The organism is Prosthecobacter sp., assembly GCF_046154365.1.
Classification (GTDB): domain Bacteria; phylum Verrucomicrobiota; class Verrucomicrobiia; order Verrucomicrobiales; family Verrucomicrobiaceae; genus Prosthecobacter.
On the sequence record NZ_JBJXFV010000106.1, the window covers coordinates 24,839 to 51,156 of the forward strand.

Consider the following 26,318-nt stretch of genomic DNA (forward strand, 5'->3'; position numbering starts at 1 on the left):
CTTCTCCGCTTGGATAGGGGAAATACTAAATGGCTGCCGAAACCCACTCTCAAATCGCCTCCTTCATTTGGAGCATCTGCAACCTCCTGCGTGGGCCTTACAAACGGAACGAATACCGGAAAGTCATCCTGCCTCTCACCGTCCTGCGGCGCTTCGATTGCATCCTGGCCTCCACGAAGGCCGCTGTGCTCAAGGAACATGCGGAGATCAAGGCCAAGCCGGAGAACATCATTCGGCACAAGCTCTGCGCCATCACCAAGCACCCGTTTTACAACCTCTCGAAGTTCACCTTCGACACCGCCGAGACGGGCAAGGGCTTCAATGGCTTGCTGGATGATCCCAATCAGCTCGCCCCCAACCTTAACAACTACATCAACGGCTTCTCCCCCAATGTCCGGAGCATCATGGAGAAGTTCAAATTCGATCAGGAGATCATCAAGATGGCGGAAAAGGACCTGCTCTTCGAGGTCATCAAGAAGTTCTCCAAGATCGACCTCTCCCCAGAGCGGGTGGACAATGTGCAGATGGGTTATGTGTTTGAGGAGCTGATTCGGATCGGCGCTGAGCAGTCCAATGAGGAGGCCGGGGAGCACTTCACCCCGCGTGAGGTCATCAAGCTCATGGTGAATCTCCTGCTGGCCCCTGAGAAGGACCTGGCCCGCAGCCATGTGGTGAAGACGATTTATGACCCCACCTGCGGCACCGGCGGTATGTTGAGCGTGGCAGAGCACCACATCAAAGCGCTGAATGCCGATGCCCAGCCGAAGCTCTTCGGTCAGGACTGGAATGATGAAGCCTGGGCCGTCTGCAAGTCCGACATGCTCATCAAGGGCGAGGACGCGGATAACATCATCCTCGGCGATACCTTCACCAAGGACGGCTTCGACCGGAACAGCGAGGGCGAGAAGTGGACCTTCGACTACATGCTGGCGAATCCGCCCTTCGGCGTGGAGTGGAAGCAGCAGCAAAAATACATCGACCAGGAAAAGGACACGCTTGGCTTTGCCGGGCGCTTCGGCGCGGGCACGCCGCGTGTGAATGACGGCGCGCTGCTCTTCCTTCAGCACATGATTGCCAAGATGCGTGCTCCCAAGGATGGAGGGAGCCGCATCGCTATCGTCTTCAATGGCTCGCCCCTCTTCACCGGCGACGCCGGTGGTGGCGAGAGCGAGATCCGCCGCTGGATCATCGAGAACGACTGGCTGGAGGCCATCGTCGCCCTGCCCGAGCAGCTCTTTTACAATACCGGCATCTCCACCTACCTCTGGGTGCTGACGAACCGGAAGGAAAAGCCCCGCAAGGCCAAGGTGCAGCTCATTGATGCCCGCCCGTTCTGGGTGCAGATGGAAAAGAGCCTCGGCAACAAACGCCGCCGCATCGGTGACCCCAGCGACAAGGAGAAAGACCCCGACCACATCGGCGAACTCACGAAGCTCTTCGGCGACTTCAAAGACGGCCAGACACGCACCTTCACCGAGGAAGACCCCGTTACCCACCAGCCCACCCAGCGGCAGCGTGTGGTCAGCAAGATTTTTGATAACCAAGACTTCGGTTATTACAAGATCACGGTCGAGCGCCCACTGCGGTTGAACTTCCAAGCCAATGCTGAACGTATCGCACTGCTGGAAGACGAGAGCGGCTTCAAGAACCTCGCCACCAGTGCCAAGAAAGACCCCGCCGTCCGCCAGCAGGAGATCGAAGTCGGCAAAGAACGGCAGGAGCAGATTCGCGAACTCCTCCGCGCCTTCGGCAAGGCGACCAAGGAAAAGCTCTTCAAAGACCGCAAGGCCTTCCTCACCGAGCTGCGCACGCTCGACCGCCAGCGCGATGTGCGCCTGGGCGCCCCGGAGCTCAAGGCCGTGCTCGCCGCCCTCGGCGAACGCGACGACACCGCCGAAATCTGCCGCGACCGCGACGGCCAGCCCGAGCCCGACGCCGACCTGCGCGACACCGAGACCGTGCCGCTGAAGGAAAGCATCGACGCCTACTTCAAACGCGAGGTCCTGCCCCATGTGCCCGATGCATGGATCGACACCACCAAGACCAAGGTCGGCTATGAAATCCCGCTCAACCGCCACTTCTACCGCTACGAGCCGCCGCGCGCGCTCGAAGTCATCGAGACCGACATCAAGCGCCTGGAAGGTGAAATCCTGGACCTACTGAAGGAGGTCACAGCGTGAGTGACATCAAACTTTTTCGCTTCACTGGAAACATCGCCCAGGAGATTGATGGTAAAGCCTCTCATTTGGAAAAGGCCCTTCAATCTTTGATCGAGCTCAATCTGACACCGTTGCTTGGTATTCGATTTCTGGCCACGGAATACTCCACTGGCAAGACCCACTCCGGCAGGATCGATACCCTCGGACTGGATGAAAATAGCTGCCCCGTCATCATCGAATACAAACGTACCACTGGGGAGAACGTGATCAATCAAGGACTGTTCTACTTGGATTGGCTCATGGATCATAAGGCCGAGTTCAAGCTCATGGTTTTGGAGAAATATGATAAACCCGCTGCGGACGCCATTGATTGGTCCTCTCCTAGGCTTATCTGCATTGCGGCTGACTTCACACGCTACGACGTCCATGCAGTGCAGCAGATCAACCGCAACATTGACCTCGTCCGTTACCGTCGCTTTGCCCCAGATCTCATTCTCCTGGAATTGGTGAACTCTGTCGCCGCTGATCCGCTTCCGTCCGACGATAAGCTTGAAAAGGCTCCCGCAAAACCCGGCAAAGTTCTGGGACTGGGAGACAAGCCCGTCAACGAATGGCTAGCGGAGATGCCGCCAGCGCTTGCTCCAATCTTCGAGGCTTTGGAGGTCTATGTTCTTTCCCTTGGAGACGATGTGCAGCGCAAGGACCTGAAGCTTTATGTGGCTTTCAAACGCCTGAGAAACTTTGCCACTATCGTCTTTCAAAAGGCACGTCTGCGGCTCTTCCTGCACCTCGATCCAGAGAAGATTCAGCACGTGGAAGGTCTGACCCGCGATGTTCGCGCCGTGGGCCACTGGGGCACAGGAGATGTTGAGATTGGGCTGGGCAGCCTGGATGAACTCCAGCGTGCGAAGCCATTCATTCAAGCTGCTTATGAAGGGGGTATCCATGCAGGCTAAGCCCTACCCCAAATACAAACCCAGCGGCGTCGATTGGCTCGGCGACGTGCCGGAGCACTGGGAAGCAAAGCGGCTGAAATACTCTGCGAGTATCAACGATGAAGCGCTTCCCGACACAACCTTGCCCGACTTTGAGTTCAAGTATGTGGACATCGGAGGCGTGAACGCCGTCGATGGAATCACGGCGACTGAAGAGGTTGTCTTTGAGAACGCCCCCTCGCGTGCGCGGCGTAAAGTTCGGCACGGTGACACCATCGTCTCAACGGTGAGGACATACCTTCGCGCCATCGCACCAATCAAGAACCCGCCGGAGAACCTCATCGTCTCAACCGGCTTTGCGGTTGTTCGTCCACGCAAGGTTGAACCAGGTTTCCTCGCTTACGCACTGCGCGAGTCCTCGTTTATTGAATCGGTTGTCGCTCGCTCAACTGGTGTCAGCTATCCCGCATGCAACGCCTCAGAAGTCAGCGGCATTGCCATTCCATTGCCCACGCCCGCCGAGCAACGTTCCATCGCGTCGTATCTGGACCGGGAGACGGGGCGGTTGGACCGGTTAGTGGCGAAGAAGCGGGAGTTGATCGAGCGTCTGAAGGAGAAACGCACCGCGCTCATCTCCCGCACCGTCACCCGCGGCCTGCCGCCCGCCGCCGCCCGCGCCGCTGGCCTCCCCGAAAACCCGCACCTCAAATCATCGGGCCATCCTTGGCTTGATGACATTCCGCAACACTGGGAAGTGAAGCGCCTGAAGGAAGTCTCAGTCCTGTTCGGGCGAATTGGATTCAGGGGCTACTCAACTGATGACCTCGTTTACGAGGGTGAAGGGGCGATTTCGATGAGCCCGAGCAATATGTCCGACGGGGTCGTCAGCCTCGATAAATGCACTTGGCTGAGCTGGGAGAAATATCACGAGTCACCGGAGATTCAGGTCCAGCCTGAGGACGTAATCATGGTGAAGACCGGCTCAACGCTCGGGAAAACGGCGTTCGTGCTGTCCGTTCCTGTGCCGATGACGGTTAACCCTCAGTTAATGATCTTCAAAGAGGTGAAGTGCTCCAAGCGCTTCCTGTTCTACTATGTGTTCAGCAAGATCGTCCAAGACGTGATTCCGCTGCACAACACTGGCAGCACGATTCCGACCATGACCCAAGAAGGGATTGGCAAGCTGCCTTTCCCGCATCCACCGCTGCCCGAACAAGCCGCCATCGCCGCGTATCTGGATGTGGAGACGGCGAAGCTGGACTCGCTGGTGGGGAAGGTGGAGGAGGCGGTGGAGCGGCTCCAGGAATACCGCACCGCCCTCATCACCGCCGCCGTGACGGGGAAAATTGATGTGAGAAATTATGAGTGAACACGATTCCGATCCGAACCAGCTTCAAAGCCCTCTGCTTTTGCCCGAGCAAACGGTCTCCCCCTCGTCAAAAAATTCGACTGAGTTGGTGATCGCATTTGTTGCTGCAGTGGGTGTGGATTTGCGGATTGCGGAAGAGGCTGCTGAAGCACGTCTCAAGGACATGGGCTACCGAATTGTTCGCATCCGCGTAACTGACCATGTGCTGCCGCGCCTAGATGCCCGGGCCCGCAAAGACTATGGCGGCAACTACTTTGATCGTGTCGGGAAGATGATGGATGCGGGCAATGATGCCCGAAAGAAGTATGGCAACACCATCATTGCGGATGGAGCCGCATACGCCATCCGGGCTTCCCGCCCTGACAAGGACAAGCCGCAGGCCCACACGGCCTATTTTGTTCACTCACTCAAACGGCCTGATGAAGTGCATCGTCTGCGTGAACTCTATCCAAGGGGATTCTATCTCATCGGGGTGCATGCACCACCAGACACCCGCCGACGACATCTAATTTATGAGCGTAACCTCACAGCGGCCCAAGCCAAGGAGCTGATGGATCGGGACAAACAAGAACCTCACAAATATGGGCAAAACTTGGTCGAAACCTTTCATCTTGCCGACTTTTTTGCCGGATGGCAGGACGGGCGGACAAAAAAAGAGACGGAGCGCTACCGTCAGTTTCTGACGAACAACATTGCCCGCTTCATTGACATCATTTTCAGCCACCCCAACAAAACGCCAACCTTTGGTGAGTATGCGATGTTCATGGCGTTCTCGTCCTCATTGCGGTCCGCAGACCTTTCCCGGCAGGTGGGGGCGGTAATTACTCGTGACCGAGAAATCCTCGGAGCAGGCGCAAACGACTGCCCAAAACCCAACGGCGGCCTTTATTGGCCAACCTTCAACCCTGAGACGTTGACTTTTGAGGATGCTGCCCGAGGACGCGATTGGACAAGAGGGGAAGATTCCAACCGCCGTGCCCTGATTAAGTTGAAAGATGATCTTTTAGATGATGCCAAAAACTCATTCGCCGAACTCATTCGCAGTGACCAGTGGAGGACGAAGTTTGATGAGAGATCAGCAGAACAGCTAGAGCGCCTCCTTGCCCGCACCCTCAGTCATTCATTGGAACGCAGCCCAATCAGTGATCTCACTGAATTCGGACGTGTGGTTCATGCTGAGATGGAGGCCTTACTTTCATGCGCACGCAAAGGCATCCCTACCGTGGGCAGCAGCTTGTTTTCGACCACGTTCCCCTGCCACAACTGCGCCAAGCATATTGTGGCAGCAGGGGTCGACCGTGTCGTGTTTATCGAGCCCTACCTCAAGAGCCGCGCGATGACTCTGCACGATGATTCAATTGAACTATCTTACCCCAATCCGCTCCGCCCATCACCAAAAGAACGCCCTGCTAAAGTTCAGTTCGAACCATTTGTTGGAGTAGGTCCTCGCCGCTTCTTTGATTTGTTCTCCATGAATATCGGCACGGGCACGGCACTGAAACGTAAAGAAGGCCCATTCAAGGCCAAGAAGTGGTCGCCAGAAGACGCCAAAGTCAGAATCGGGATGGCCGCTGATTCATACTTGGAACGGGAAGAAGCGGCCGTTTTGTTATTCAAGCAGAAGACGGGGGAAGTCACATGACTCAAATGAACGAATGCCACGGTTCGATACTGGACACCCTCATCACCGCCGCCGTGGCAGGGAAGATTGATGTGACAAAGGAGACCGCCCCATGAGCACACCCTTCATCATTGAAAGCTTTGAGGAATATCTCAAAACCGTCCGTGAAGAACTGCCGAAGACTCGAATTTATTTCCGAGGGCAAAGCCAGCTTGTTTCAGCAAAATACGCCCTCAAGCCTTCCATTGGCCGGAGTAAAAACCTACTCACCAAGTCTCCATTTGAACGCGAAGAGATTGAGCGCAACGTTCTGGGTGTCTTTGCCAATCATATTCTGAGCTATGTGAGGCACTTGCCTCGAAACGATTGGGAAGCCCTGGCCATCGCTCAGCATCATGGTCTTCCAACCCGGTTCATGGATTGGTCCACCAATCCTCTCGTGGCATTGTATTTCGCCACCCGACGAACGAAGAAGGCTGAGGATGGCAAGGCCTTAGACAGCGCGGTGTATGTGCTGACAAGTGACCCGATCAGGTTGAGCGATCTCACGCGCACCAAAGCTGAGATCATCAAACCCGTGAGCGATCTGGCAACAGAACCTGCCAAGCCGGTCAAGCCAACGAAGCAGGCATTGAGCTACGAAGAGTTTGGCCTCGACGATGATGATGGTGGTCCGGCGCAGCTTCCACCCGGTTTCAGTCTTGATCTGAGTGGTGTGGATCTATCAGGCATGGAAGATGGTGATTCGAAACCGAGGAAGCCGAAGACAATCGAAGAGGCAAAAGTTCCTTCGCCATTCGGAATCAGTGAGAACGTCATTTATGATCCTCCGCACGTCTCTCCCCGCATTCGTGCTCAAGATGGCGTGCTGATGGCGTGCCACCAGCCCATGAATGAGTTGGACGAAAAGGATTATCTCGAAATCATCATCAAGCACGAAGCTCATGACGACATTCGCCGCCGTCTCGACCAATACGGCGTCTTTGACAAACAGCTGTTCCCAGACCTCGACGGAATCGCGAAATGGCTCAAATACCGAGTCTTTGAAATCGACGGGAAGTGCTAGAAAGAACTGCGTATGTCCACTCAAACTAACGAACGCGCCTTTGAAACCTACGTTGAGGAAATCTTGCTGACCAAAAGCGGCTGGAAGTCCGGCACCAACGCAGAGTGGGACAAGGAGAAAGCGCTCTACCCGGCGCAGGTGTGCGGCTTCATCGCCGAAACGCAGCCGAAGCTTTGGGGCGAGATGCAGACACTGCATGGAGCTGGGCTGGAAGCGCAGATGCTCACGACGCTGGTGAAGGAACTGGATGCCAAGGGTTCGCTACATGTGCTTCGGCATGGCTTTAAGTTTTACGGCAAGACTTTCCGGCTGGCTTACTTCAAACCGGCGCACGGGGCGAACTATGAGGTGCTGGAGCAGTTTAACAAAAACCGGCTGACGGTGATCAGGCAGGTGCCCTGCCATCCGGGTGACAACCGCACGCTGGACATGGTGCTGGCAGTGAACGGGCTACCAGTCTCCACCCTTGAGTTGAAGAATCCCGGCACGGGGCAGAACTGGAAGAACGCGGTGAAGCAATACAAGGAGGACCGTGATCCCCGAGCGCCGCTGTTTGATTTCAAGAAGCGGGCGCTGGTCCACTTCGCAGCTGACTCTGAGGAAGTCCACATGACGACCCGACTGGACGGTGCGAAGACGGTGTTTCTGCCCTTCAATCGCGGCAGTCATCCGGGCGAGATCATCTGTGGCGAAGGCAATCCGCAGCATTCCTCTGGCTACCGCACGGGCTACTTCTGGGAGGACGTGTTGAGGTTTGACAGCTTCCTGGACATCCTTGGGCACTTCCTCTTCATCGAGAAGAAGGAAGAAAAGGTCGAGGATGGCCGAGGAGGGCACAAACTGATCCAGACGGAGAAGATGGTCTTCCCCCGCTATCATCAGCTCGATTCGGTGCGGGCGCTGGTGGGTGCCTCCCGCAAAGAAGGCCCCGGCTTTAACTACCTCATCCAGCAGTCCGCAGGCAGCGGCAAGACAAACACGATCTCCTGGCTTTCCCACCGACTGGCGAGCCTGCATGACAAGGATGATGTGAAGGTCTATGACTGCGTGGTGGTGATCACGGACCGCCAAGTGCTGGATCGCCAGCTCCAGGATGCCATCTACCAGATCGAGCACGCGCAAGGTGTGGTGAAAGCCATCGACCAAGATTCCAAGCAGCTCGCTGCTGCATTGATCGACGGCACGAAGATCGTCATCACGACGCTCCAGAAGTTTCCCTTTGTGATGCGTGGCCTGCTCCATGCCGCCGGAGCGGAGTCGCAGGACAAGGCAAGCGATGAAGAGAAGGCCAAGGCCAAGGAGTGGGAAGAGGCCATCGCCAAGCGACGCTATGCGGTGATCGTGGACGAGGCGCACTCCAGCCAGAGCGGCGAGACGGCGCGTGAGCTGAAACAAATCCTGGGGGCGAACTCAACCGCTGCCGAGAACCCGGAAGAGGAGCCGGACTGGGAAGACAGGCTCAACCAAGTGATGCAGTCGCGTGGACGGCAGAAGAACCTGAGCTTCTTTGCCTTCACTGCGACACCGAAAGGGAAGACGCTGGAACTGTTTGGCCGCAAGGGTGCCAAAGGGACACCCGAGGCTTTCTGCCTCTACTCGATGCGGCAGGCCATTGAGGAAGGCTTCATCCTGGATGTGGTGAAGAACTACACGACCTACGCCACCTATTACAAGCTGGTGAAGGCGGTGGAGGATGATCCCAATCTGCCCAAGAAGAAGGCTGCGAAGGCGCTGGCGAAGTTCATGAGCCTGCACCCGCACAACATCGAGCAGAAGACCGAGGTGATGGTGGAACACTTCCGCCAGAAGGTCATGGGCCAGCTCGGCGGACGTGCCAAAGCGATGGTGGTGACTTCCTCCCGCCTCCATGCCGTGCGCTACATGCAGGCCTTTCAACGCTACCTCACTGATAACAAGATCGAAGATGTGCGCCCGCTGGTGGCCTTCAGTGGCACGGTGAAGGACCCGGACACCGGCCTGGAATACACGGAGCCCGGCATGAACGTGGACTGCGTGAGCGGCAAGGGCATCAGCGAAAAACAACTGCCCGAGCGCTTTGCCTCCCCGGACTACCAAGTGCTGCTGGTGGCGAACAAGTATCAGACCGGCTTCGATCAACCGCTGCTCTGCGCGATGTATGTGGACAAGCGTCTGGATGGCGTGCAGGCCGTGCAGACGCTCTCACGCCTGAACCGGAAGATCCCCGGCAAGGAGACGCCCTTCGTGCTGGATTTCGTCAATGATGCCGAGGAGATCTACAAGGCCTTCAAGCCCTACTACGATGCCACGAGCCTCCAGGAAGGATCGGACCCACAGCAACTCGAAGAGTTGAAGCATGAGCTGGATGCGGCGCAAGTGTATTACTGGAGCGAGGTGGAAGCCTTTGCCCGTGTCTTCTACAAGCCGGTGATGAAGCAGAGTGCGCAAGATCACGCCGGGATGCAGCTTCATCTCCAGCCTGCCGTGGATCGCTTCAAGGCCATCGAAGACGACACCAAGCGCAGCATGTTTCGCGACAAGCTCAGCGGCTACGTGAACATTTATTCCTTCATGAGCCAGATCATGCCCTATGCAGATCCAGCGCTGGAGATGCTCTACAGCTATGGACGCTTCCTGCTGCCCCATCTGCCGCTGGATCGTGACACCGAACGTGTGAAGATCGGTGATGAAGTGGAGCTGCAATATTACCGGCTGAAGCAAATCTACAGCGGGGCCATCGTGGTGAGGGAAGGTGATCCCGAAGGCGTGAAAAGCCCCACGGATGTCGGCACGGGCCGAGCCAAAGAGGAACAAGCTCCGCTTTCTGAGATCATCAAAGTACTGAACGAACGATTCGGCACTCAGTTCACCGAAGAAGATCGCTTCTTCTTTGAGCAGATCCGCGCCAAGGCTGCCGCGAATCCTCAAGTGGTGAACCTGCGCCGAGCCAATCCCTTTGATAAGTTCAAGATGGGCCTCAAGCAGCTCATCGAAGACCTCATGATCCAACGCATGTCCGAGAACGACAAGATCGTGACCCGCTACATGGAGGACGGAGAATTCGGCAGCACTGCCTTTGCCGAGCTTTCCAAGGCGATTTATGAATCCATTCCTGAAGATGCGGACAAGGCGGCGTGAGGAATGAGTGGAGAAGCTGCGCAGCCGGGTTGAGCCTTGAAAGCATGACCGCGTGGCCTGAGATCAACCGCAACGGCAGGCGCGCCTGTTTTCTTTGCAGGTGCTGCTGAAGACGAAGGGGTGGCTGCGTCGGAGAGTGGAGGAGACGAGGGGACGGGGAGAAGACTGGATTCTGGATGCTTGATGCTCGACCCTGGTTGGGACTTCGTTGTCTCCTGTGAGATTTCCGAATTGGAACAGGAGGGAAGGGAGACGTGGAGACGAAGAGTGAGAGCAGCCAGTCAGTGAAATGATTGCCTTGGCGTAACCCGCGTGATAGCCTACGCCGCATGAGCCAGTCCCTGACCATCGACTATCCCGAGCGGCTGCCGGATGAACTGAACCTGTCGCGACAGCAGTTCGAGAGCGAGGCGCGGCTCGCGCTCGCGGCGAAATGGTATGAAATGGGCCGTCTTTCCTCCGCACAAGCCGCGCAGATGGCGGGCCTGGACCGCGTGCGCTTTCTCCTGGCGCTCGAACGGCTGGGCGTGTCGTTCATCAATGTCGATGCCGACGAGTTGAAGCTGGAATTTGCCCACGCCCGTGAAGCCTTCGCCGGTCATCAATAGCAGCCCGCTGATCGCGCTGGCCCGGAGCTCATCGACCTGACCTTGCTGGCAGCGGGTGAGGCAGAGCCACAGGCCGATTAATGAACGACTGCCCCGGCGGTTGAAAACCGCCGCTCCTTGGTTTCACTTCTCGTACTTCTGCCCGATCTTCTCATCGAGCCACTTGCGCAGCTTGTCGAGGCCTTCGCCGGTTTCGGCGGAGACGGGGTGGACTTTGATGCGTTTGAAGCGCTCTTTGAAGTGGACGAGGTTTTCCGCCGCCTCGGGGAGGTCGATCTTGTTGGCGATGATGCACCAGGGGCGTTTGCTGTTGCGATGAATGAGAGCAGGGAAAAGAGGGCGAGTTTCATGATTCGTTGACCCATTCAAGATTGAAGCGCGCGCAGTCGATGGAGGTGTCGGCTTCATACAAACAGAGCACGGTGCCATCCGGCAGCACGGCGAGGTCTGAGTAGGCGGCTTTGCCGGGATCGAGCACCTTGTTCACGGGCCAGGTCTTGCCATCGTCGCGGCTGAGCTTGATGCATAGATTCTCGCGTTTGCCGCGGCCTGCCGGAATTTCTTTGCCTTGTTTGTCGAACTTGAGGGTGTGCGGATTGGAGAAGAGGAGTGTGCCGGGCTTCGAAGGGTGAGAAGCGATGCTGGCCATGCAGATGGGCTCCCAAAGTTGTTCATGGAAGACGGGCTTGGTCCAGTTGCGGGCACCATCGGGGCTGGTGGTAATGAGTTTGCGATTGGCTTTTGAAACACTGCGTGAAACGAGCATCACGCGACCGTCGGACAGCTCGGTGATCATCGTTTCATTGGGATTGCCAAAGTCGCCTTCGTTCGGGAGGCAAAGATCGCCGGCCTGCCAGGTCTTGCCATGATCGTCACTGAAGATGGTGGCTGCGGCAGAAGGCCCGTGATCGCCTTCTTTTCCATAGGCGAGCCAGATGGGCACGACGAGACGTTCGCTTTTGATCTGAATGCCGTGACCTGGTCCGGTCGCGATGACTTTCCAATCATACTTCGCGCGGAACGGCTCGAACGATGCCGTGATGTCCACCGGCTGGCTCCAAGTCACCCCATCATCAACGCTGCGCATGGAGTAGCAGCGGGCGTAGTTGATGCAGTAAAGAAACTCGATGGCACCCGTCTCGCGATCCACGATGGCGACCGGATTGTTCACCGTTTGCTCGTGCTCCCCGCCTTCTATCTTATGTGGGTTGCCCTCCAAGCGTGTTCCGAGATGCGCGATGTGTTTGCCTGCCTCCCAAGTCTTCCCACCGTCCGTCGAGCGGCGCAGATGAATCTCGATCTCGCCCCAGTCGGCGCTGCTGTTCTTTCGTGCTTCGGCATAAGCGAGCACTGTGCCTTTTTGCGTGACGACGATGCCGGGAATGCGATACCGGGCGATTCCGTTCAGGCCTGGCGGGAAGACCTCGGATTTTTCGAGCAGAGGCTCGGCGGCAGCGAGTTGAAGAGCAGAAAGGAGGAGCGGAAGGAGAATCGTTTTCATGGTGCAGTGAGCCATTCGAGATTGAAGCGGGCGACGGTGAGACGGCCGCCAGCGAAGTGGGCCAAAGCTGAACCATCGCCGCTGCGTCCGTAGAAGCAGAGAATGGTGCCACTGTGCGTGACGGCGAGGTCGGAATACATGCTGGGGCCGGGCTCGATGCTTTTGCTGACGGGCCAGGTCTGGCCTTCATCGCGGCTGAGTTTGACGCTGACATTTTTACGGTCGCGGTTTTTGCCGGGTTCGGGCTTTCCATTGGCTTTGTCGAGATTGTGCGGGTTGGAGAAGAGGATGAGACTCTTGCCATCGTGGTTGTAGCGCACGATGCCGCCCATGCAGATGGGTTCGAGCAGGGCGTCGTCGAACTTGGGTGTGCTCCAACCGGTGGCGCCGTCTTTACTGGTGGTGATGAGGCGGCGATGCACTTTGGATTCACTGCGCACGTTCAGCATGACGCGACCGTCGTTGAGTTCGATGGCGACGGTTTCATTCGGGTTGATCCATTCGTCGGTGCAGGGCACGGCGATGTCACCGGCGTGCCAGGATTTGCCTTTGTCGTCGCTGTAGATCGTTGCGGTGACGCTGGGTCGATGCGCGTTGCCGCCAGTGCCAGTGGAAAGCCACACGGGAACGACGAGACGCCCCGTCTTGAGCTGGATGCTGTGGTTCGGACCGGTGGCGAGCACTTTCCAGTCGTAGTCCTTTTTGAAGACGTCAAAGCAAGCGGTGATCTCGGTCGGTGAGCTGAACGTGAGGCCATCGTCTTCACTGCGCTGGTAAAACACGCGCATGTATTCGAGACAGAAGAGCATGTGAACCGTGCCGTCTTTGTCAGCGATGAGGACGGGGTTGTTGTAGGTCACGTCGTTGGGATCGACGTTCTTCATCACGAGCGCGAAGGGGTTTTTCGCCTTTGGTCCGTCCACTGCGGCGATGCTCTTTGGCGCGCTCCACGTCTTGCCCTCATCGGTGCTGCGGCGCAGCAGGATGCGGATGTCATCCCAGTCGCTGACGCCTGCGGCCCGCTTCCGTGCCTCACACCACGCGAGCACGGTGCCCTTGGCGGTCACGACGATGCCGGGGATGTGGTAGAGCTGATAAGCGGGATCTTCGCCGACGACAAAGAGGTCTTGCTTGTCGATGAATGGCTCGGCGAAAGCCGAGTCGAAAGCCAGCAGGGTGATCAGGAAGCAAAGATGTTTCATGATCTAACAACGAGGGATGTGTCTGATCCTCCCCAGGAATTTTTGCCGATCTCAGGCGCCAAAGGCTTCGATGAAGCAGACTTCGAGGGCGAGACCTTCGTTGACGTTGGTGTGCAGGTGGCTTTCGAGCTGGCGGAGGACGCGGATGCGTTTGGCGACATCGCCTTGCTCCCATTTGGTGGCGAGGGCGGCGGTGGCCTCCTGAAACTTGGGCAGATCGAGATGCTCGGCTCCGGCCTGCTGGCGGGCGACGTCGCCCATCCATGAGAGAAGGAGTTCCATCAAAGAAGTGCGCTGCTGGAGGTATTCGGCTTCGATCTGGGCTTCGACTTGTTCTTCGCGCTGCTTGAGCCAGGCGCCGTCGGTGGTCTTGCCGTAGTGGTCCTGCTCGCGTTCGAAGTCGGCTTCCTGCTCCTTTTTGATGGAGTCGTGAAGGTCTTCGAGGATGTCCTCAAAGTCTTTTTTCAAGGCGAGCGCGGTGGAGATGCTGCCGCTCTGCCGGGAGGCCATCTGTTTGAGCACGTAGAGCAGCTTGCCCTCGTGCTCGGTGAAGATGCGCGCGCCATCCGGTGCCATGAGACCGATCTCGATGACGCGGGACTGGATGGTGGGGAGAAGCTGCTGCGGCTGGGTGCTGAGGAGGAGGAGCAGCGTGCGCGGCGGCGGTTCTTCGAGGGTTTTGAGGAATGCGTTCTGCGCCTGGGCATTCATGCGTTCGGCATCGACGATGACGGCAAGCTTCCAGCCGTTCGGAGCGGCGGTGCGGTGGATCATCTTCTCCAGGAAGCGGATTGTGCCGGGATCATCGCCATCATCGCCGATGGTGATGCGGCGGGATTTGCTCTGCGGGCGAAGCACGATGGCCCCCTGCCCTTCCCAGGCTTCGAGCGTGCCGCATTTCGTGCCGACCATGAGATCGAGCACATTGGCGGCGAATTGCTCGTGCTGCGCGGCTTTGGGGCCAGTGATGAGATAGGCGTGGCCGAGGCGGCCGTTGCGCTGCGCTTTGCCGAGAAGGCTGAGGGCGTGGTCGGATTTGAAGGGCATCGCGGTGGGTGGGTCTGATTCGTCGGACTAGTCGGACGAGTCCGACAATAGCGACCAAATGCACTGATGGACAGCCTCGGGTGTGGCGGAGGCGTCGATGATTTTCACGCGCGAGGGTTCAGCGCGGGCGACTTCGAGATAACCCTGGCGGACTTTTTCGAAGAAGGACTGGGGCTGGCTTTCGATGCGGTCGAGTTCACGGCCGGTTTGATGAATGCGCTGCCAGGCGGTGGCGCTGTCCATGTCGAGGACGAAGGTGAGCTGTGGAAGCGTGCCACCGATGGCGAAGGCGTTGATGGCGCGGACGCTGTCGAGCGGCAGGCCGCGGGCGATGCCCTGATAGACGGTGGTGGAGTCGAGGAAGCGGTCGAGGATGACAAAGGCACCGGCTTCGAGCAGCGGGCGGATTTTTTCGCGGACGATTTGAGCTCGGCTGGCGGCGAAGAGGAGGAGTTCGGCCTCGGGGGTCATGCAGTGGCCTTCTTTGGCGTGCTGCAGGAGATGACGGATGCTTTCGCCGATCTCGGTGCCGCCGGGTTCGCGGAGGACTTCGACTTTGCGGCCGGATTTTTCGAGGCGTTCGCGCAGGAGGCGAATCTGCGTGGATTTGCCGCAGCCTTCGGAGCCTTCGAAGGAGAGGAGGAAGCCGGGCGCTGAGGGGGAGGAAGGCATTGGACTCGTCCTCGTCCTCCTACTCGACCTCGTCCTCGATCAAAAGGCTGACGATGGGTAGTTCGGGATGGAGGAACTGAAAATGGAGAATGGAAAACTGAAAATGGGGGGGGACTGCTGCGGAGCTGAATACTGTGGCTCGGACCTCTGAGGTGTTTGCGGAGCGGTAGAATCGAGGACGAGTTCGAGTAGGAGGACGACCCGCCCGCATCGCTACGCGAAGCGTTGCGGGCGGGGGACGACTTTATTCCCACTCGATGCTGGCAGGCGGCTTGGTGCTGATGTCGTAGAGGACGCGGTTCACGCCTTTGACGCGGTTGAGGATCTGGTTGGAGGCGTTGCGGAGGACGCTGTAGGGCAGCTCGACCCAGTCGGCGGTCATGGCGTCTTCGCTGATGACGGCACGCAATGAGATGGCCTGCTCGTAGCTGCGTTCGTCGCCTTTGACGCCGACGGTTTTCACGGGGAGCAACGCGGCGTAGGCCTGCCAGGTCTGCTCATACCAGCCGCTGCGGCGGAGTTCGGCGATGAAGATGGCATCGGCCTGCTGGGTGATGTGGACACGCTCGGGGGTGATCTCGCCGGGAATGCGGACGGCGAGGCCTGGGCCGGGGAATGGATGACGCCACAGGGCGCGATGCGGGATGCCGAGGCTGGCACCAAGGGCGCGGACTTCGTCTTTGAAGAGTTCGGCGAGCGGTTCGAGCACTTTGCCCTGCGCTTTGAGCTCCATGATGCGATCGACGCGGTTGTGGTGCGTCTTGATCTTGCTGGCGATGCTGCCGCTGGTGGCGCTTTCGATCACATCGGGGTAAAGCGTGCCTTGGGCGAGGAGTTCGACGTTGTCGGCGAGCTTCCAAAATTCTTCGACGAAGAGCGTGCCGATGATGCGGCGTTTTTGCTCAGGATCGGTGACGCCTTTCAATGCGCCGAGGAAGATGGCGCTGGCGTCGATCTGCTCGATGGGGACGCCGACTTCGCCGAAGAGGGCTTTGACCTCGGCGGTTTCGTTGAGGCGCATGAGGCCGGTGTCGATGTAGATGCAGCGGACTTTGACGCCGGCTTTGGCGAGCAGCACGGCGAGCACGGTGCTGTCCACGCCGCCGGAGACACCGCAGATGACCTCACGTGTGCCGACTTCGGCTTTGATGCGCTGGATCATCTGCGCCTTGAACTCCTGGATGTCGAACTTAGCGAGTTGAGCACCGCTTTTGGTGAGGAAGTTCTTCAGGATGGCGGTGCCTTCGTGGGAATGCGTGACCTCGGGGTGAAACTGAATGCCCCAGCAGCGGTCGGGCCATTTGAGGGCGACGGGCACGGCGTCTTCGTTGGTGGCGATGACTAGCGTGGTGCTGGCGAGGTTCGCACAGGTGTCGCTGTGGCTCATCCAGACCTGGGATTCGTGGGAGATGCCGCTGAAGAGATCGGCGTGATCGGTGACGACAAGCTTGGCGGGTCCATACTCGCGGGTGACGCCGGGCTTCACGGTGCCGCCGTGCTTGATGTTGAGGAGCTGCATGCCGTAGCACACACCGAGCACGGGGACGCCGAAGGACATCAGTTTGGCGTAATCGACATCGGGCGCGTCTTGGTCCGAGGTGCTGCGGGGGCCACCGGAGAGGATGATGGCACCGGGGTCCTTGAGGTTCGCGAGCTCCGCAGGCGGATAGAGATGCGAGGCGAAGCCGAGTTCGCGAACGCGGCGAACGATGAGTTGGCTGTACTGGGAGCCGTAATCGAGTACGGCGACTTCTTGAGGGGTCATGAGAGATAATGACGAATGCGGAATGACGAATGACGAGGCCAATCAATGCGGCTCGTAGTTGACCGGCTCCTCGGTGATGACGACATCGTGCGGGTGGCTTTCTTTGAGGCCGCCGGCGGTGATGCGGACGAAGCGGGCTTTGGCGCGGAGTTCGTCGAGGGTGTTGGCACCGACGTAGCCCATGCCGGAGCGGAGGCCGCCGACGAGCTGGAAGATGACATCGGCGAGCGGGCCTTTGAAGGGGACGCGGGCTTCGACGCCTTCGGGGACGAGCTTGCCGGAGGAGTTTTGGCCGTAGCGGTCGCCCGCGCCTTTGCGCATGGCTTTGAGGCTGCCCATGCCACGGTATTCTTTGAAGGTGCGGCCCTGTGATTTAATGGTGTTGCCGGGGCTTTCAGCGGTGCCGGCAAGGAGGGAGCCGAGCATGACACAATCGGCACCGGCGGCGAGCGCTTTGACGATGTCACCGGAGTAACGGATGCCGCCATCGGCGATCACGGTGACGCCGGCCTCGCGGCAGATGGCGGCGACTTCCTGCACGGCGGTGAACTGCGGCATGCCGACGCCGGAGATGATGCGGGTGGTGCAGATGGAGCCGGGGCCGACGCCGACTTTGATGGCGGAGGCACCGGCTTTGACGAGATCGCGCGCGCCATCGGCGGTGACGACGTTGCCGGCGACGATGGGGATGTGAGGGCCGAGGCTTTCCCGAAGTCGTGCGATGACCTGCATGACGCGGGTGGTATGGCCAGTGGCGGCGTCGATGAAGACGGCGTCGGCGCCGGCAGCCTGCATGGCGAGGCCGCGATCGACGCAATCATCGCCCACGCCGACGGCAGCGCCGACGCGAAGCTGGCCGTTGGCGTCCTTGGCAGCGTGGGTGAACATCTGGCGCTTGACGATGTCCTGCTTGGTGATCAAACCGGCGAGGATGCCGTTGGCATCGACGAGCGGGAGTTTTTCGATGCGGTGCGTGTAGAGGATTTTGAGCGCGTCCTCAAAGCTGGTTTGCGGCGTGCCAGTGGAGAGTTTTTCACGCGGAGTCATGATGTCGCGCACGGGCGTGTTGGGATCTTCGATGTACCACATGTCGCGGCTGGTGACCATGCCGGCCAGTTTGCCCTGTGAATCGACGACCGGGAAGCCGCTGACGCCTTTTTCGTGCATGAGGCGCTGGAGATCGCCGAGGCGGGTGTCTGGCGTGACGCAGTGCGGCTGCTGGATGACGGTGTTTTCGGAGCGCTTCACGCGTGCGACATGCTCCGCCTGCTGGTCGATGGGGCAGTTGCGGTGAATGACCCCAAGGCCGCCTTCACGGGCGAGCGCGATGGCGAGATCGGCCTCCGTGACGGTGTCCATGGCCGAGGAAAGCACCGGCACATTGAGGCCAATGGCGGCCAGTCTGGTGGAGACATTGACGTCTCCTGGCAGCACCTGGCTGTGCCCAGGGAGCACGAGAACATCGTCGAAACTTAAAGCGAGAGAAGGCAGATCACCCATGCGCCATTCAAGCGGTGATCAGGCTGCTGTCATGTGGAAATTTACGCACTTCCGAAATCACACACCAGGCTTGTAACTGCGAGCTTTGCTGGTGAAAGGATCAATCTGAATAGTGTAGAAGTTTTTTGGGAGATTTTTAATACTGACCCCCCCCCCCTGATCGATCACGATCGTAAAATAACTTTGATTGAGCGTCTTATAAGCAAGCTGTGCGAACGGAACACCTGACGATTGCGTTACCACTTGGCGACAGGAACCATCGGTCATGAAACGAAGCGCCATGAAAGTAGCACCCTCCACACCCGAATACCCCAAGGGTTTTCCTTCAGCAGTGTCTTTTTGGCCGTCACCGTCAAGTAAGGGTGAGAAGTCCTGATCTGCCACCAGCAGTGTTCCGGCGGGAAGCTTTATCAAGTTGCCTTGAGGAACCAACCTCTCCGAGGTTGTTGCCGACGCTCCAGTGCCCTGAACAGCTTGGTCGACTCTGAAAAGCATGCAGGCGCGATAACTCGCGTTACCGCCAAACTCATCACCGTATTTAAAGAATCGCATTTCAATGGGTTTGTTGCTGGACGATGCCAACTGCTGCGCCTCAGATATCAGGCCCATCATGGAATCGCCCGCAGACGACAAACGATAGGCATTGAGAACACCATTAAGAGCCGGAGCAGCGAACACTAATAGCATCGAAACAATCGAGAGAACAATCAGCATTTCGATAAGGCTGAATGCCGTGGAACAGTTCCTTCGAGGCAAGGGCTTGGGATGAAGAAATAACATGGTTGTGATTAAGGCAAAATTTCAACTGCTCCACCGGGACTGCTTCATGGCAATGGTAGCGCTAAAAGCACGATAGTTTATCCGCCGGGAAATAAGCAGCTTGTCAAGGGCGCCAAGCTCCCCGTCCGTTGCGCCAATTTCTTTGGAGAATTCGTCGGCGTTCTGAAACATTTTGCCAATCTGTAGGGAAATCTCCTCCCTGATGCCCTTGTTTTCCTCCCGCGAGAGGAACTCCCCCGACCGTTCGTCCATTGCGATCATCGTCACCTGCAACAGCGGCGGAAGCAAATGACGCGTTCCTTGGGAGCCAAAGACAGGATTTGGGACCGCGCCAGGATTCGTCTCAAGAACCGAGTCATAAAGATAACGAGGCGCGCAAGCTGTTGGTGAATAGGACGCAGTTCCGTTGTCGGTTTCCGAACGAGGAGAGATCACCAAGGCAAGAATGTTCTCCGCGACGGGACGTGTCGCGCCACTCTTTATATTGCTCTGCGAGGAGGCTTCATTGGCCTGCACTCTCTTAGACTGATCGAGCACGTCCTGATACCACTTGCGCGAATTACCAGCAACCGTCTTGGTGCGATCATTGGGATCAATCAAGCGGAATTCTGGCGCGTAGATACGGTTCATCTCCGCCGAGGGGCTGTACTGAATCAGACGAAACCGTGACCTCACCGGAACCACGTTGCTGGAATTTAGGAATTCAGGCCGGTAAGGCGTATCATCTCCCCACTCGACAAAGTATCCCCGAGCACAAAGTAGGTTAACGAGATTCTCGGTATTGGCGGTGTTTTGTGCCCCGCCCCCCCCGCTTCCCGAAGAGGGAGCCTGTTGGGTCAGCTCAGTCACTCCCAGCGGTGCCTGGAAAAAGACAGCATGCCCGGGATAAAGCCCACTGCCGCCACCTGAGGTTATTAACTGGGACGTTGGTCCGCTGACAAACTGCAATTCTGATTGACGGAAATATGAGCGTGCCGACTTGATATCCTGCTGTGTCTGATCTTTACCGAGGCTGTCATAACGCATCTCCCAATAAGTGTTGAGCGTGGCCTGACTGAGATTTCGTGAAATGAGATCAAATGCGAACCGGGCCTCCCGAAATTGGCTCACCTTTGAACTCGTCCTGACCCAACCACGCTGCACGATTCCAACGAGCTGGGTGACAAGCATCATCAAAATCACAAGGAAGGTGACGGAGACGAGCATTTCCACCAGTGTGAAAGCCGCCCGTCTGGCAGTGGTCCGGGATAATGTGGGGGAAGTCATGGCACAGTTCATCTTTTGTCGCTCAGGTTGCCGCGAGTCCGGGAAATCAAGTCATAGAATGTGACGTAACTAGCGGGGGATGCCTTGGAAAAATTGAACGCAGGGTTGGACGTGGAAGCCACGCGTCCCATCACACGGATCAAATTGTTCTGCGCCGTGCTGTCCGAAGGCAGATTTGCATCAAAAAAGGAAAAAGCGGCGACATACACGATCTGTGACGAGTCCTTGGCGACGGGTGCCGCCTGCAAGTCGTAATAACGTGTTTCCGTGCCGACGAAGTTTTGGGTGCCAGACGATGTAGAAGAAGACTTGTTACGATTTAGCGATGTCCAGGTGCTGCCCTCGAGATCGCGCATGATCTGCTCGATGATATAACTTGAGTCCGTCATCTGGGAGGTTTTTCGGGAAAGCTCCATTCCTTGTGGAATCAAACCCAGGAGGGTGATGACGGCCAAGGCGCAAATAGCCATTGCCAAGGTCACCTCGACGAGAGAAAAGCCTGAAGGAGGGGAAGTAGTGCTGGAACGATGTTTTCTCATGGGAGTGGTCCTCATTTCATGTTTGCTCAAGGACTGAACCTTTTGGTCTCGAGTACCCTGAAACGGTAATAGTTGTCCAGGCTTGGGGCATTGACGCCATCAACGGGATGATCAGGCACGCGGTTGTTGGAATCGTTCAAATCCACGTACCTCTCAACCAGCATGGAGCCGCGGTACTCGCTCAATACAGCATCTTTGACGGGATCAAAAACATCAGGGGCGCTGGAACGTGTCTTTTTGACCATCTGGGACCGGACATGCACACGGAAAGTATTGCTGCGGGTTGTGATGCGGCTGTACAAATTCGAATAGGGACGTTCGCGGACGTTGTCCGCAGTGACGCGGCAGTTAAGCCAGAAGTTCTCCATGGCCTGGGGGCGCGAACTAACGCTCAGGCGCGGATTTGGGGTGTTACCTCCGACGTTCACCGAACCGCTGCGAAACTCCGGGATCAGGTGAACCTCACAAATCTGGCTTGGCGAGCGGAAAAGACCACGGGTGCGCACAGGCAGCTGGCTGTCGCACCTGAACCTCTCATCGAACTGACGCAGGGTTTCGTAAACATTGATGCTGCGATGCCAGAACTTCTGATCGGCCTGCTCATTCCAGAAGGCCCCTGGCGTGGTCAAATCGATAACGTTGGACGAAGGATTTCGGAACACATATTGCTTGGCAAGATGAATATCAATATTCGGAACGGCTGTGATCATTTCCGCTTTCATCAAGGCATGCAGGCCGGTGGCTCGTGTGATGTTGGTGAAAGGCATGATCTGATAGTTCAGATTGATCCGGCCGGCGGTGGAAAGGGGCTCACTGATCGCATACGGCTCCACGACGGGCATGGTGAACATCTCCAGAAGATAGTGGTCTCGAGGATTATGCTCGCCGGGATGATTGGTCTGGCTGGCAGGAGGAGTCGAGATGCGAACGTGCGGGCGGAAAAGCAGCGTTTGCCAAGGACGGTACTCAGTTGCAGCGGCCGACAGAGAGCCGGTCATCGGGTTGGGATTGGAGCCGGCACTGCCACCAAAAACCGCAGTGGGCAGGGAGCCAAACATAACCGGAGATGAGATCATGCGGTTCGGGGTCATGTAGATGCCGCTGCGCCAATCATCAGACTGCTTCCAAGACTCGTAGAAGTAACCACCGCGGAAGTAGTAAAACTGATTAGCCTTTAGCTCCTCTTTTCCAGCGTAAAAATTCCCTTCGTCCGGCTTGTTGATGTATGGACCTTCCCGCGCATCCCCGACTCCGGTGTCAAAGTCCCCAAAAGCATTGGCGGCGAGCGCCCAGTCAGGGTGGCCGGGAAAATCAGGCAGGCGTTTGTTGTAATCACCATTATCTGGCTGCATCAAATTCCGTGTCTGGGGGCTATAGATGTACCGGTCGGCCCCTCCCACCAACATCAATTCTGGCCGCGCCCTCGGAAGATCACTGGTGTCCGTTTGGCTGGTGGCCAACCTTGCCCTGCCTTCCCCCCAGCCAAAGAAATTGGTAAAGCTATGGGCCTGACGGATCGCCTGCGGCCCGAATTCCCAGCTTGGGTGCGGGCGCCACATGGTGGACGGAGTTTCCAGGCGTGCAGCTATGATCCGATAATCTCCCACGGTCGGCACAAACGAACGGATGACATCAGCGAAGCCATCCACCACCAATCCAACCCCTTGGGCCCCGCCGGGAGCGGCAGGCTCTCTGTCAGCGCCGTTGTCAAGCCGACCACGACAAACCTGACGCAGGCTAGGGGTGGCTCCGGGGATGATATCGTTCTGGGTCACCAAGCGGGGGGTGACTGAATAGAGGTTCTCTCCGGATTGGCCGTAGCCTGAGTTGACCTGCCCCATCCACCGCATCAGGGCGCCATTGGCGTTGTAACACCACCAGTGCGGCCCGGGGACCGCGCGCCAGTATTTAATTCGGCCGAATTGATCTTCTTGTTGGAAATAGCTGGTATTGGGGTGTGCGGCCAGCCCGTTGGTGGTGCGCAGTTGCTGGTGCTTTTGACTGCCGGCAAGCATTGGAACCGGAATTTTGGCATTGGCCCCTCGGGACATGTTGATTCTTATCGTCTGAATGGGCTTCGTCTTCTGCCAGTCGTGGGTGTCATAGATTTTGACCACAAAATCCCCGTTCGGAAACTCCAATTTCATCTCCCCCCGGTTGTCCACCGTCAGGAAGTTGCTGGTGAAGGTGTAGTCCGTCAGGGAATTGTGTCCGTTTGTGTTACCACTGTTGTAGCGCTGCCCGTTGAGAAAATCTGAGTCCATGCTGACACTTCCCGCACCGGCGATGGCTCGTGTGAGCCTTCCACCCATGATATTGGACGGACCGGCGTGACCTCCTGATGGGCGTGTGCCGTTGGTGTTGGCTCCTTCGTAGAGATTAGCGTTGTCTTTGATGACAAGGCGGCCCGCAGTATCAAACAGGCGCTGACGCTTGCCACTGGCATCCGTCAGGAAAATTTGATTCACCCAATCTCCATCCAGTTCGAAGGTGTATTCCGGGCGAATTTTCGTCCAGCCCAGGCTCGGGCAAAAAGCTTCCAGCATGATGATGGCCTGCACGCGACTCTGACCGGGCAGCAGGGGTGTGTCCACCTCGAGGGTTGTGTTCCAAAACTTCGGGTCATAGCCCGGGTGACGGGAAGGGTGGCGCTGGGGATCGCCTGAGGCAGTCGTGCCGTAGAGCAATCCGGTGGGAGAACTGTCGCGCTTCGACAAAGGCGGAAAATTGGAATACCAGACCGCTGTGCCGCCAGGTCCGTAAGGGATCATGCTCATGTTTGGATAAGCGATCTGATTGCTGACGTTTTGAGGCTGTCCGTTCGGTGCCAGTGTAAGCGGCTCAACATATGGAGCTGTGCCACCACCTCCGCTGGGGTTGGGGTCGGGACCATAATTCAAGCGATACCGGGGATCTGGATCACCATCCGCAGTGCAGATGAAACTGAATCCGACCTCTGACAAGGTGATGGCGCGGCCAAAACCTTTGTACTTTTGCTGCCACATGGCCGGAGTGACCTGGCCATGGCCCGGAACCACCCCCCCATCGTCGCTGCGATTTTTGTCCACATCGCTGATCTTCGAGGGAGGGCCGCTAATGCGCTGGTTGGTGAAGGTTTTATAGGTGCTGTCCATGCCATCCCTAGTCGTATAGAGGTTCGTACCTGACTGCGCAGATGCCCTGAGGCCGTCCGTATTTTGGCGGGCAAGAATTCCGTCATACAGGTTCGTGCAGCGGATGTAATCGAAGAACTGCATCGCGAGCTGGTTGACGTTGTCGGAGCCATACTTCTGACGGAAGTTCGTCGAACTGCCCAGGGTCGAAGTGGAAGGCCAGATGCGATTGGACATTTGCGCGGTGAGGTAGTTAAGCAGGGCCTGATTGCGCTGGATTTGCACATCGTAGTCAGGGTCATGGGCCTTTCTACGCCGGAAAATATAGCTGCGGGACTGCGAGAGCGCCTCCGAACTGCTCTTGAGCGAGGAGGAAAGGGCGATGGCGGTGTCGAAATTTGTGCGGCGCTGATTTCCCGTGGAATCATCCTCATCCACAGGCCAGATGCTGACGCGTGGCATCCCAAAGATGGAGAAGTCCGGCGCACGGCTGCTGGCGGTGAGGAAAAAGCGCGAGCGCTCCAAGGTCTGGCGGTCGAAAAGGACGCGGCCACTGAGTCCTTTAATCGTCTTGTAGGCGGGCTGACGTCCCTTGGTGGTGTCATAGTCAGAGTTCGACAGAGTGTCCTTGAATATCATCTCATCCACAGATGCGAACAGACGCTTGCCCTGAGCGGCGCTGAAATTGATGATTTGGGCTTCTGGAAGAGTCTCGCCCATGGTCGGCGAAAGATCGTCATTGACGAACGGACGCGTTCCTGCGTAAGAACCGCCTCCCGAAAGTTTTGGAAGCAACGAATAAATGTCCTCCTTGGTTTCGACGATGCTGGTGAGGGTCATGCCGGAGTCGGGCAGCAACGGGTCAAGACGAAGATTGGGGGCGAGCACGGAACTGAGGGCCACGGTGGCCGGATGGCCAGGATACCGCTGAAACTCCCCGGTGGCGGCAGGGAAATATGCCCAGCGGCGGTCACGCTCATGATAGTAAAATGGAGTCCCGGAATAAGTGGGTTCGCCCGCAGTGTTGACGTTGATTTTGCAGGCCTCATCATCCGTCCAGAACGCCACCCGTCCAACGATGGGATTACTGGCTGACGCAGTCACGGAAGAACTGCTGACAAACTTGTTGGTGGCGTTGAGGACTCCCACGGTGCCATCTTGCAGAATATAGAGCCACTCCACAGGCATGGGCAGCCTGAGCTGGTCACTTTGCGAACTGCTGACGTCCTGAGGCGTCACCACATCCGCATAAGGCTGTCCGCTACCAGAATTTGTTTTAGCATACCAAAAGCCCTCAACTTGGCTGGTTTGTGAACTACGTGGCGGCGGATTATCCGGAGTATACTGAGTGTTTGACCCCGACAGTGAGTTCTGCGCAGCACGGGGGTCGATGATGGGGAAATAAAGGGACGTCTGGCTGGAATTTCCGCCACTGCCTCCCGAGCCCGAGTTGATGGCGGGACGAATCACCGGCTCATTCAGATCCACATAGCGGGCTTTCATGCTGTCGCTGTTCCAGTTGGAAGGCACAAGTTGGTCAGCAGCCAGAAGAACGCCTTCACCGCTTGAGCCTGCGGCAGCGACTTTCATCTGGGAACTGGAGTAGAGCTTGTAAGCCTCTTTGAATGATCCGTCTGCATTGTAAACACGCACCATTCCCGGCTGGGTGGCATGGAAGGTTCCATTATTGGGCTGTCCTTGCATGTTCTGGCCGTTTTGGATCTGCGCCTGCACCATGTAGGCCGCCATGTCCGCCAGCTGCTTCGCGTTGCGGCCAGCGATGTAATTGTTGGTGGCCTTGTACTCTGTCTGGGAGAGCGTAAACATGGCAACAATCAGCAGGGACATCAACGCCACGACAGAAATAACGATGATGAGCGCGATGGCTTTCTGGCGCCTGCGATGTCTGGAAGTCAGGTGGTCTTGCATGCGAATTTTGGATTAATGGACACGATGATAAAGATTCGACATCAAAATCACAAGTGTATTTATCATGTAATGACTTGAGGAGGCCGAAAATCGCCCCATGCAATGTCACCCTTGGTGTAGATTTCGTCT

Annotated in this window: 18 protein-coding genes; 7 read left to right on the top strand and 11 right to left on the bottom strand. The window is 57.5% G+C overall.

Annotation, left to right across the window (positions count from 1 at the left end; all coding sequences use genetic code 11):
- Nucleotides 1-29: 29 nt before the first annotated feature.
- The 7 genes from ACKVY0_RS13620 (at nucleotide 30) to ACKVY0_RS13650 (ending at nucleotide 10,875) form a co-directional block, all read left to right on the top strand.
- Nucleotides 30-2,180, top strand: a complete 2,151-nt coding sequence (locus ACKVY0_RS13620) for an N-6 DNA methylase (protein WP_409215371.1) — start codon at nucleotides 30-32, stop codon at nucleotides 2,178-2,180.
- Nucleotides 2,177-3,115 carry a DUF5655 domain-containing protein gene (locus tag ACKVY0_RS13625; protein ID WP_409215372.1) on the top strand — a complete coding sequence of 313 codons (939 nt, stop codon included), beginning with the start codon at nucleotides 2,177-2,179 and terminating at the stop codon, nucleotides 3,113-3,115. Before ACKVY0_RS13620 ends, ACKVY0_RS13625 begins: the two co-directional genes overlap by 4 nt.
- Nucleotides 3,105-4,463, top strand: coding sequence for a restriction endonuclease subunit S (locus ACKVY0_RS13630; protein WP_409215373.1), 1,359 nt, complete (start codon nucleotides 3,105-3,107; stop codon nucleotides 4,461-4,463). Before ACKVY0_RS13625 ends, ACKVY0_RS13630 begins: the two co-directional genes overlap by 11 nt.
- Complete coding sequence (locus tag ACKVY0_RS13635) at nucleotides 4,456-6,105, top strand: anti-phage dCTP deaminase (protein WP_409215374.1); 1,650 nt, start codon at nucleotides 4,456-4,458, stop codon at nucleotides 6,103-6,105. Before ACKVY0_RS13630 ends, ACKVY0_RS13635 begins: the two co-directional genes overlap by 8 nt.
- Nucleotides 6,106-6,196: 91 nt before the next feature.
- Entirely contained in the window at nucleotides 6,197-7,150 is a 954-nt protein-coding gene (locus ACKVY0_RS13640; RefSeq protein WP_409215375.1) for an FRG domain-containing protein, read from the top strand.
- Nucleotides 7,151-7,162: 12 nt separating this feature from the next.
- The gene (locus ACKVY0_RS13645) at nucleotides 7,163-10,267 is read left to right on the top strand and encodes a type I restriction endonuclease subunit R (RefSeq protein ID WP_409215376.1); all 3,105 of its coding nucleotides are present in this window, start codon (nucleotides 7,163-7,165) and stop codon (nucleotides 10,265-10,267) included.
- Between the two features lie 329 nt (nucleotides 10,268-10,596).
- Nucleotides 10,597-10,875 (top strand): UPF0175 family protein, encoded by a 279-nt coding sequence (locus ACKVY0_RS13650; protein WP_409215377.1) that lies wholly within the window; start codon nucleotides 10,597-10,599, stop codon nucleotides 10,873-10,875.
- Nucleotides 10,876-10,998: 123 nt separating this feature from the next.
- Here ACKVY0_RS13650 and ACKVY0_RS13655 read toward each other — a convergent pair whose 3' ends face one another.
- From ACKVY0_RS13655 to vccA, 11 genes are all read right to left on the bottom strand, one after another.
- Nucleotides 10,999-11,244, bottom strand: a complete 246-nt coding sequence (locus ACKVY0_RS13655) for a hypothetical protein (protein ID WP_409215378.1) — start codon at nucleotides 11,242-11,244, stop codon at nucleotides 10,999-11,001.
- Nucleotides 11,222-12,376 (bottom strand): exo-alpha-sialidase, encoded by a 1,155-nt coding sequence (locus ACKVY0_RS13660; RefSeq protein WP_409215379.1) that lies wholly within the window; start codon nucleotides 12,374-12,376, stop codon nucleotides 11,222-11,224. Before ACKVY0_RS13660 ends, ACKVY0_RS13655 begins: the two co-directional genes overlap by 23 nt.
- Nucleotides 12,373-13,578: an exo-alpha-sialidase gene (locus ACKVY0_RS13665; protein ID WP_409215380.1), complete on the bottom strand. Its 1,206-nt coding sequence runs from the start codon at nucleotides 13,576-13,578 to the stop codon at nucleotides 12,373-12,375. The genes ACKVY0_RS13660 and ACKVY0_RS13665 overlap by 4 nt, the downstream gene beginning before the upstream one ends.
- A gap of 51 nt (nucleotides 13,579-13,629) precedes the next feature.
- Nucleotides 13,630-14,625, bottom strand: a complete 996-nt coding sequence (locus tag ACKVY0_RS13670) for a hypothetical protein (protein WP_409215381.1) — start codon at nucleotides 14,623-14,625, stop codon at nucleotides 13,630-13,632.
- 27 nt (nucleotides 14,626-14,652) lie between these two features.
- Nucleotides 14,653-15,297, bottom strand: coding sequence for a dTMP kinase (gene tmk, locus ACKVY0_RS13675; protein ID WP_409215382.1), 645 nt, complete (start codon nucleotides 15,295-15,297; stop codon nucleotides 14,653-14,655).
- Between the two features lie 244 nt (nucleotides 15,298-15,541).
- Nucleotides 15,542-17,062, bottom strand: coding sequence for a glutamine-hydrolyzing GMP synthase (gene guaA, locus ACKVY0_RS13680; RefSeq protein WP_409215383.1), 1,521 nt, complete (start codon nucleotides 17,060-17,062; stop codon nucleotides 15,542-15,544).
- A gap of 42 nt (nucleotides 17,063-17,104) precedes the next feature.
- Nucleotides 17,105-18,562, bottom strand: coding sequence for an IMP dehydrogenase (guaB, locus tag ACKVY0_RS13685; protein ID WP_409215384.1), 1,458 nt, complete (start codon nucleotides 18,560-18,562; stop codon nucleotides 17,105-17,107).
- 57 nt (nucleotides 18,563-18,619) lie between these two features.
- Nucleotides 18,620-19,342 carry a Verru_Chthon cassette protein D gene (gene vccD, locus ACKVY0_RS13690; protein WP_409215385.1) on the bottom strand — a complete coding sequence of 241 codons (723 nt, stop codon included), beginning with the start codon at nucleotides 19,340-19,342 and terminating at the stop codon, nucleotides 18,620-18,622.
- A gap of 21 nt (nucleotides 19,343-19,363) precedes the next feature.
- A complete protein-coding gene (vccC, locus tag ACKVY0_RS13695) occupies nucleotides 19,364-20,608 on the bottom strand; it encodes a Verru_Chthon cassette protein C (protein WP_409215386.1) in 1,245 nt (414 codons plus the stop codon).
- Between the two features lie 8 nt (nucleotides 20,609-20,616).
- Entirely contained in the window at nucleotides 20,617-21,147 is a 531-nt protein-coding gene (gene vccB / locus ACKVY0_RS13700) for a Verru_Chthon cassette protein B (RefSeq protein ID WP_409215387.1), read from the bottom strand.
- Between the two features lie 26 nt (nucleotides 21,148-21,173).
- On the bottom strand, nucleotides 21,174-26,189 hold the full coding sequence (gene vccA / locus ACKVY0_RS13705) for a Verru_Chthon cassette protein A (protein ID WP_409215388.1): 5,016 nt from the start codon (nucleotides 26,187-26,189) through the stop codon (nucleotides 21,174-21,176).
- Nucleotides 26,190-26,318 lie beyond the last annotated feature (129 nt).

Excerpts from the sequence above, each read along its gene's own strand:
- ACKVY0_RS13620 (WP_409215371.1), top strand. The coding sequence starts at position 30 with ATGGCTGCCGAAACCCACTCTCAAATCGCCTCCTTCATTTGGAGCATC.
- ACKVY0_RS13630 (WP_409215373.1), top strand. The coding sequence starts at position 3,105 with ATGCAGGCTAAGCCCTACCCCAAATACAAACCCAGCGGCGTCGATTGG.
- ACKVY0_RS13635 (WP_409215374.1), top strand. The coding sequence starts at position 4,456 with ATGAGTGAACACGATTCCGATCCGAACCAGCTTCAAAGCCCTCTGCTT.
- ACKVY0_RS13640 (WP_409215375.1), top strand. The coding sequence starts at position 6,197 with ATGAGCACACCCTTCATCATTGAAAGCTTTGAGGAATATCTCAAAACC.
- ACKVY0_RS13645 (WP_409215376.1), top strand. The coding sequence starts at position 7,163 with ATGTCCACTCAAACTAACGAACGCGCCTTTGAAACCTACGTTGAGGAA.
- ACKVY0_RS13650 (WP_409215377.1), top strand. The coding sequence starts at position 10,597 with ATGAGCCAGTCCCTGACCATCGACTATCCCGAGCGGCTGCCGGATGAA.
- ACKVY0_RS13660 (WP_409215379.1), bottom strand. The coding sequence starts at position 12,376 with ATGAAAACGATTCTCCTTCCGCTCCTCCTTTCTGCTCTTCAACTCGCT.
- ACKVY0_RS13665 (WP_409215380.1), bottom strand. The coding sequence starts at position 13,578 with ATGAAACATCTTTGCTTCCTGATCACCCTGCTGGCTTTCGACTCGGCT.
- ACKVY0_RS13670 (WP_409215381.1), bottom strand. The coding sequence starts at position 14,625 with ATGCCCTTCAAATCCGACCACGCCCTCAGCCTTCTCGGCAAAGCGCAG.
- tmk (WP_409215382.1), bottom strand. The coding sequence starts at position 15,297 with ATGCCTTCCTCCCCCTCAGCGCCCGGCTTCCTCCTCTCCTTCGAAGGC.
- guaA (WP_409215383.1), bottom strand. The coding sequence starts at position 17,062 with ATGACCCCTCAAGAAGTCGCCGTACTCGATTACGGCTCCCAGTACAGC.
- guaB (WP_409215384.1), bottom strand. The coding sequence starts at position 18,562 with ATGGGTGATCTGCCTTCTCTCGCTTTAAGTTTCGACGATGTTCTCGTG.
- vccD (WP_409215385.1), bottom strand. The coding sequence starts at position 19,342 with ATGTTATTTCTTCATCCCAAGCCCTTGCCTCGAAGGAACTGTTCCACG.
- vccC (WP_409215386.1), bottom strand. The coding sequence starts at position 20,608 with ATGACTTCCCCCACATTATCCCGGACCACTGCCAGACGGGCGGCTTTC.
- vccB (WP_409215387.1), bottom strand. The coding sequence starts at position 21,147 with ATGAGAAAACATCGTTCCAGCACTACTTCCCCTCCTTCAGGCTTTTCT.
- vccA (WP_409215388.1), bottom strand. The coding sequence starts at position 26,189 with ATGCAAGACCACCTGACTTCCAGACATCGCAGGCGCCAGAAAGCCATC.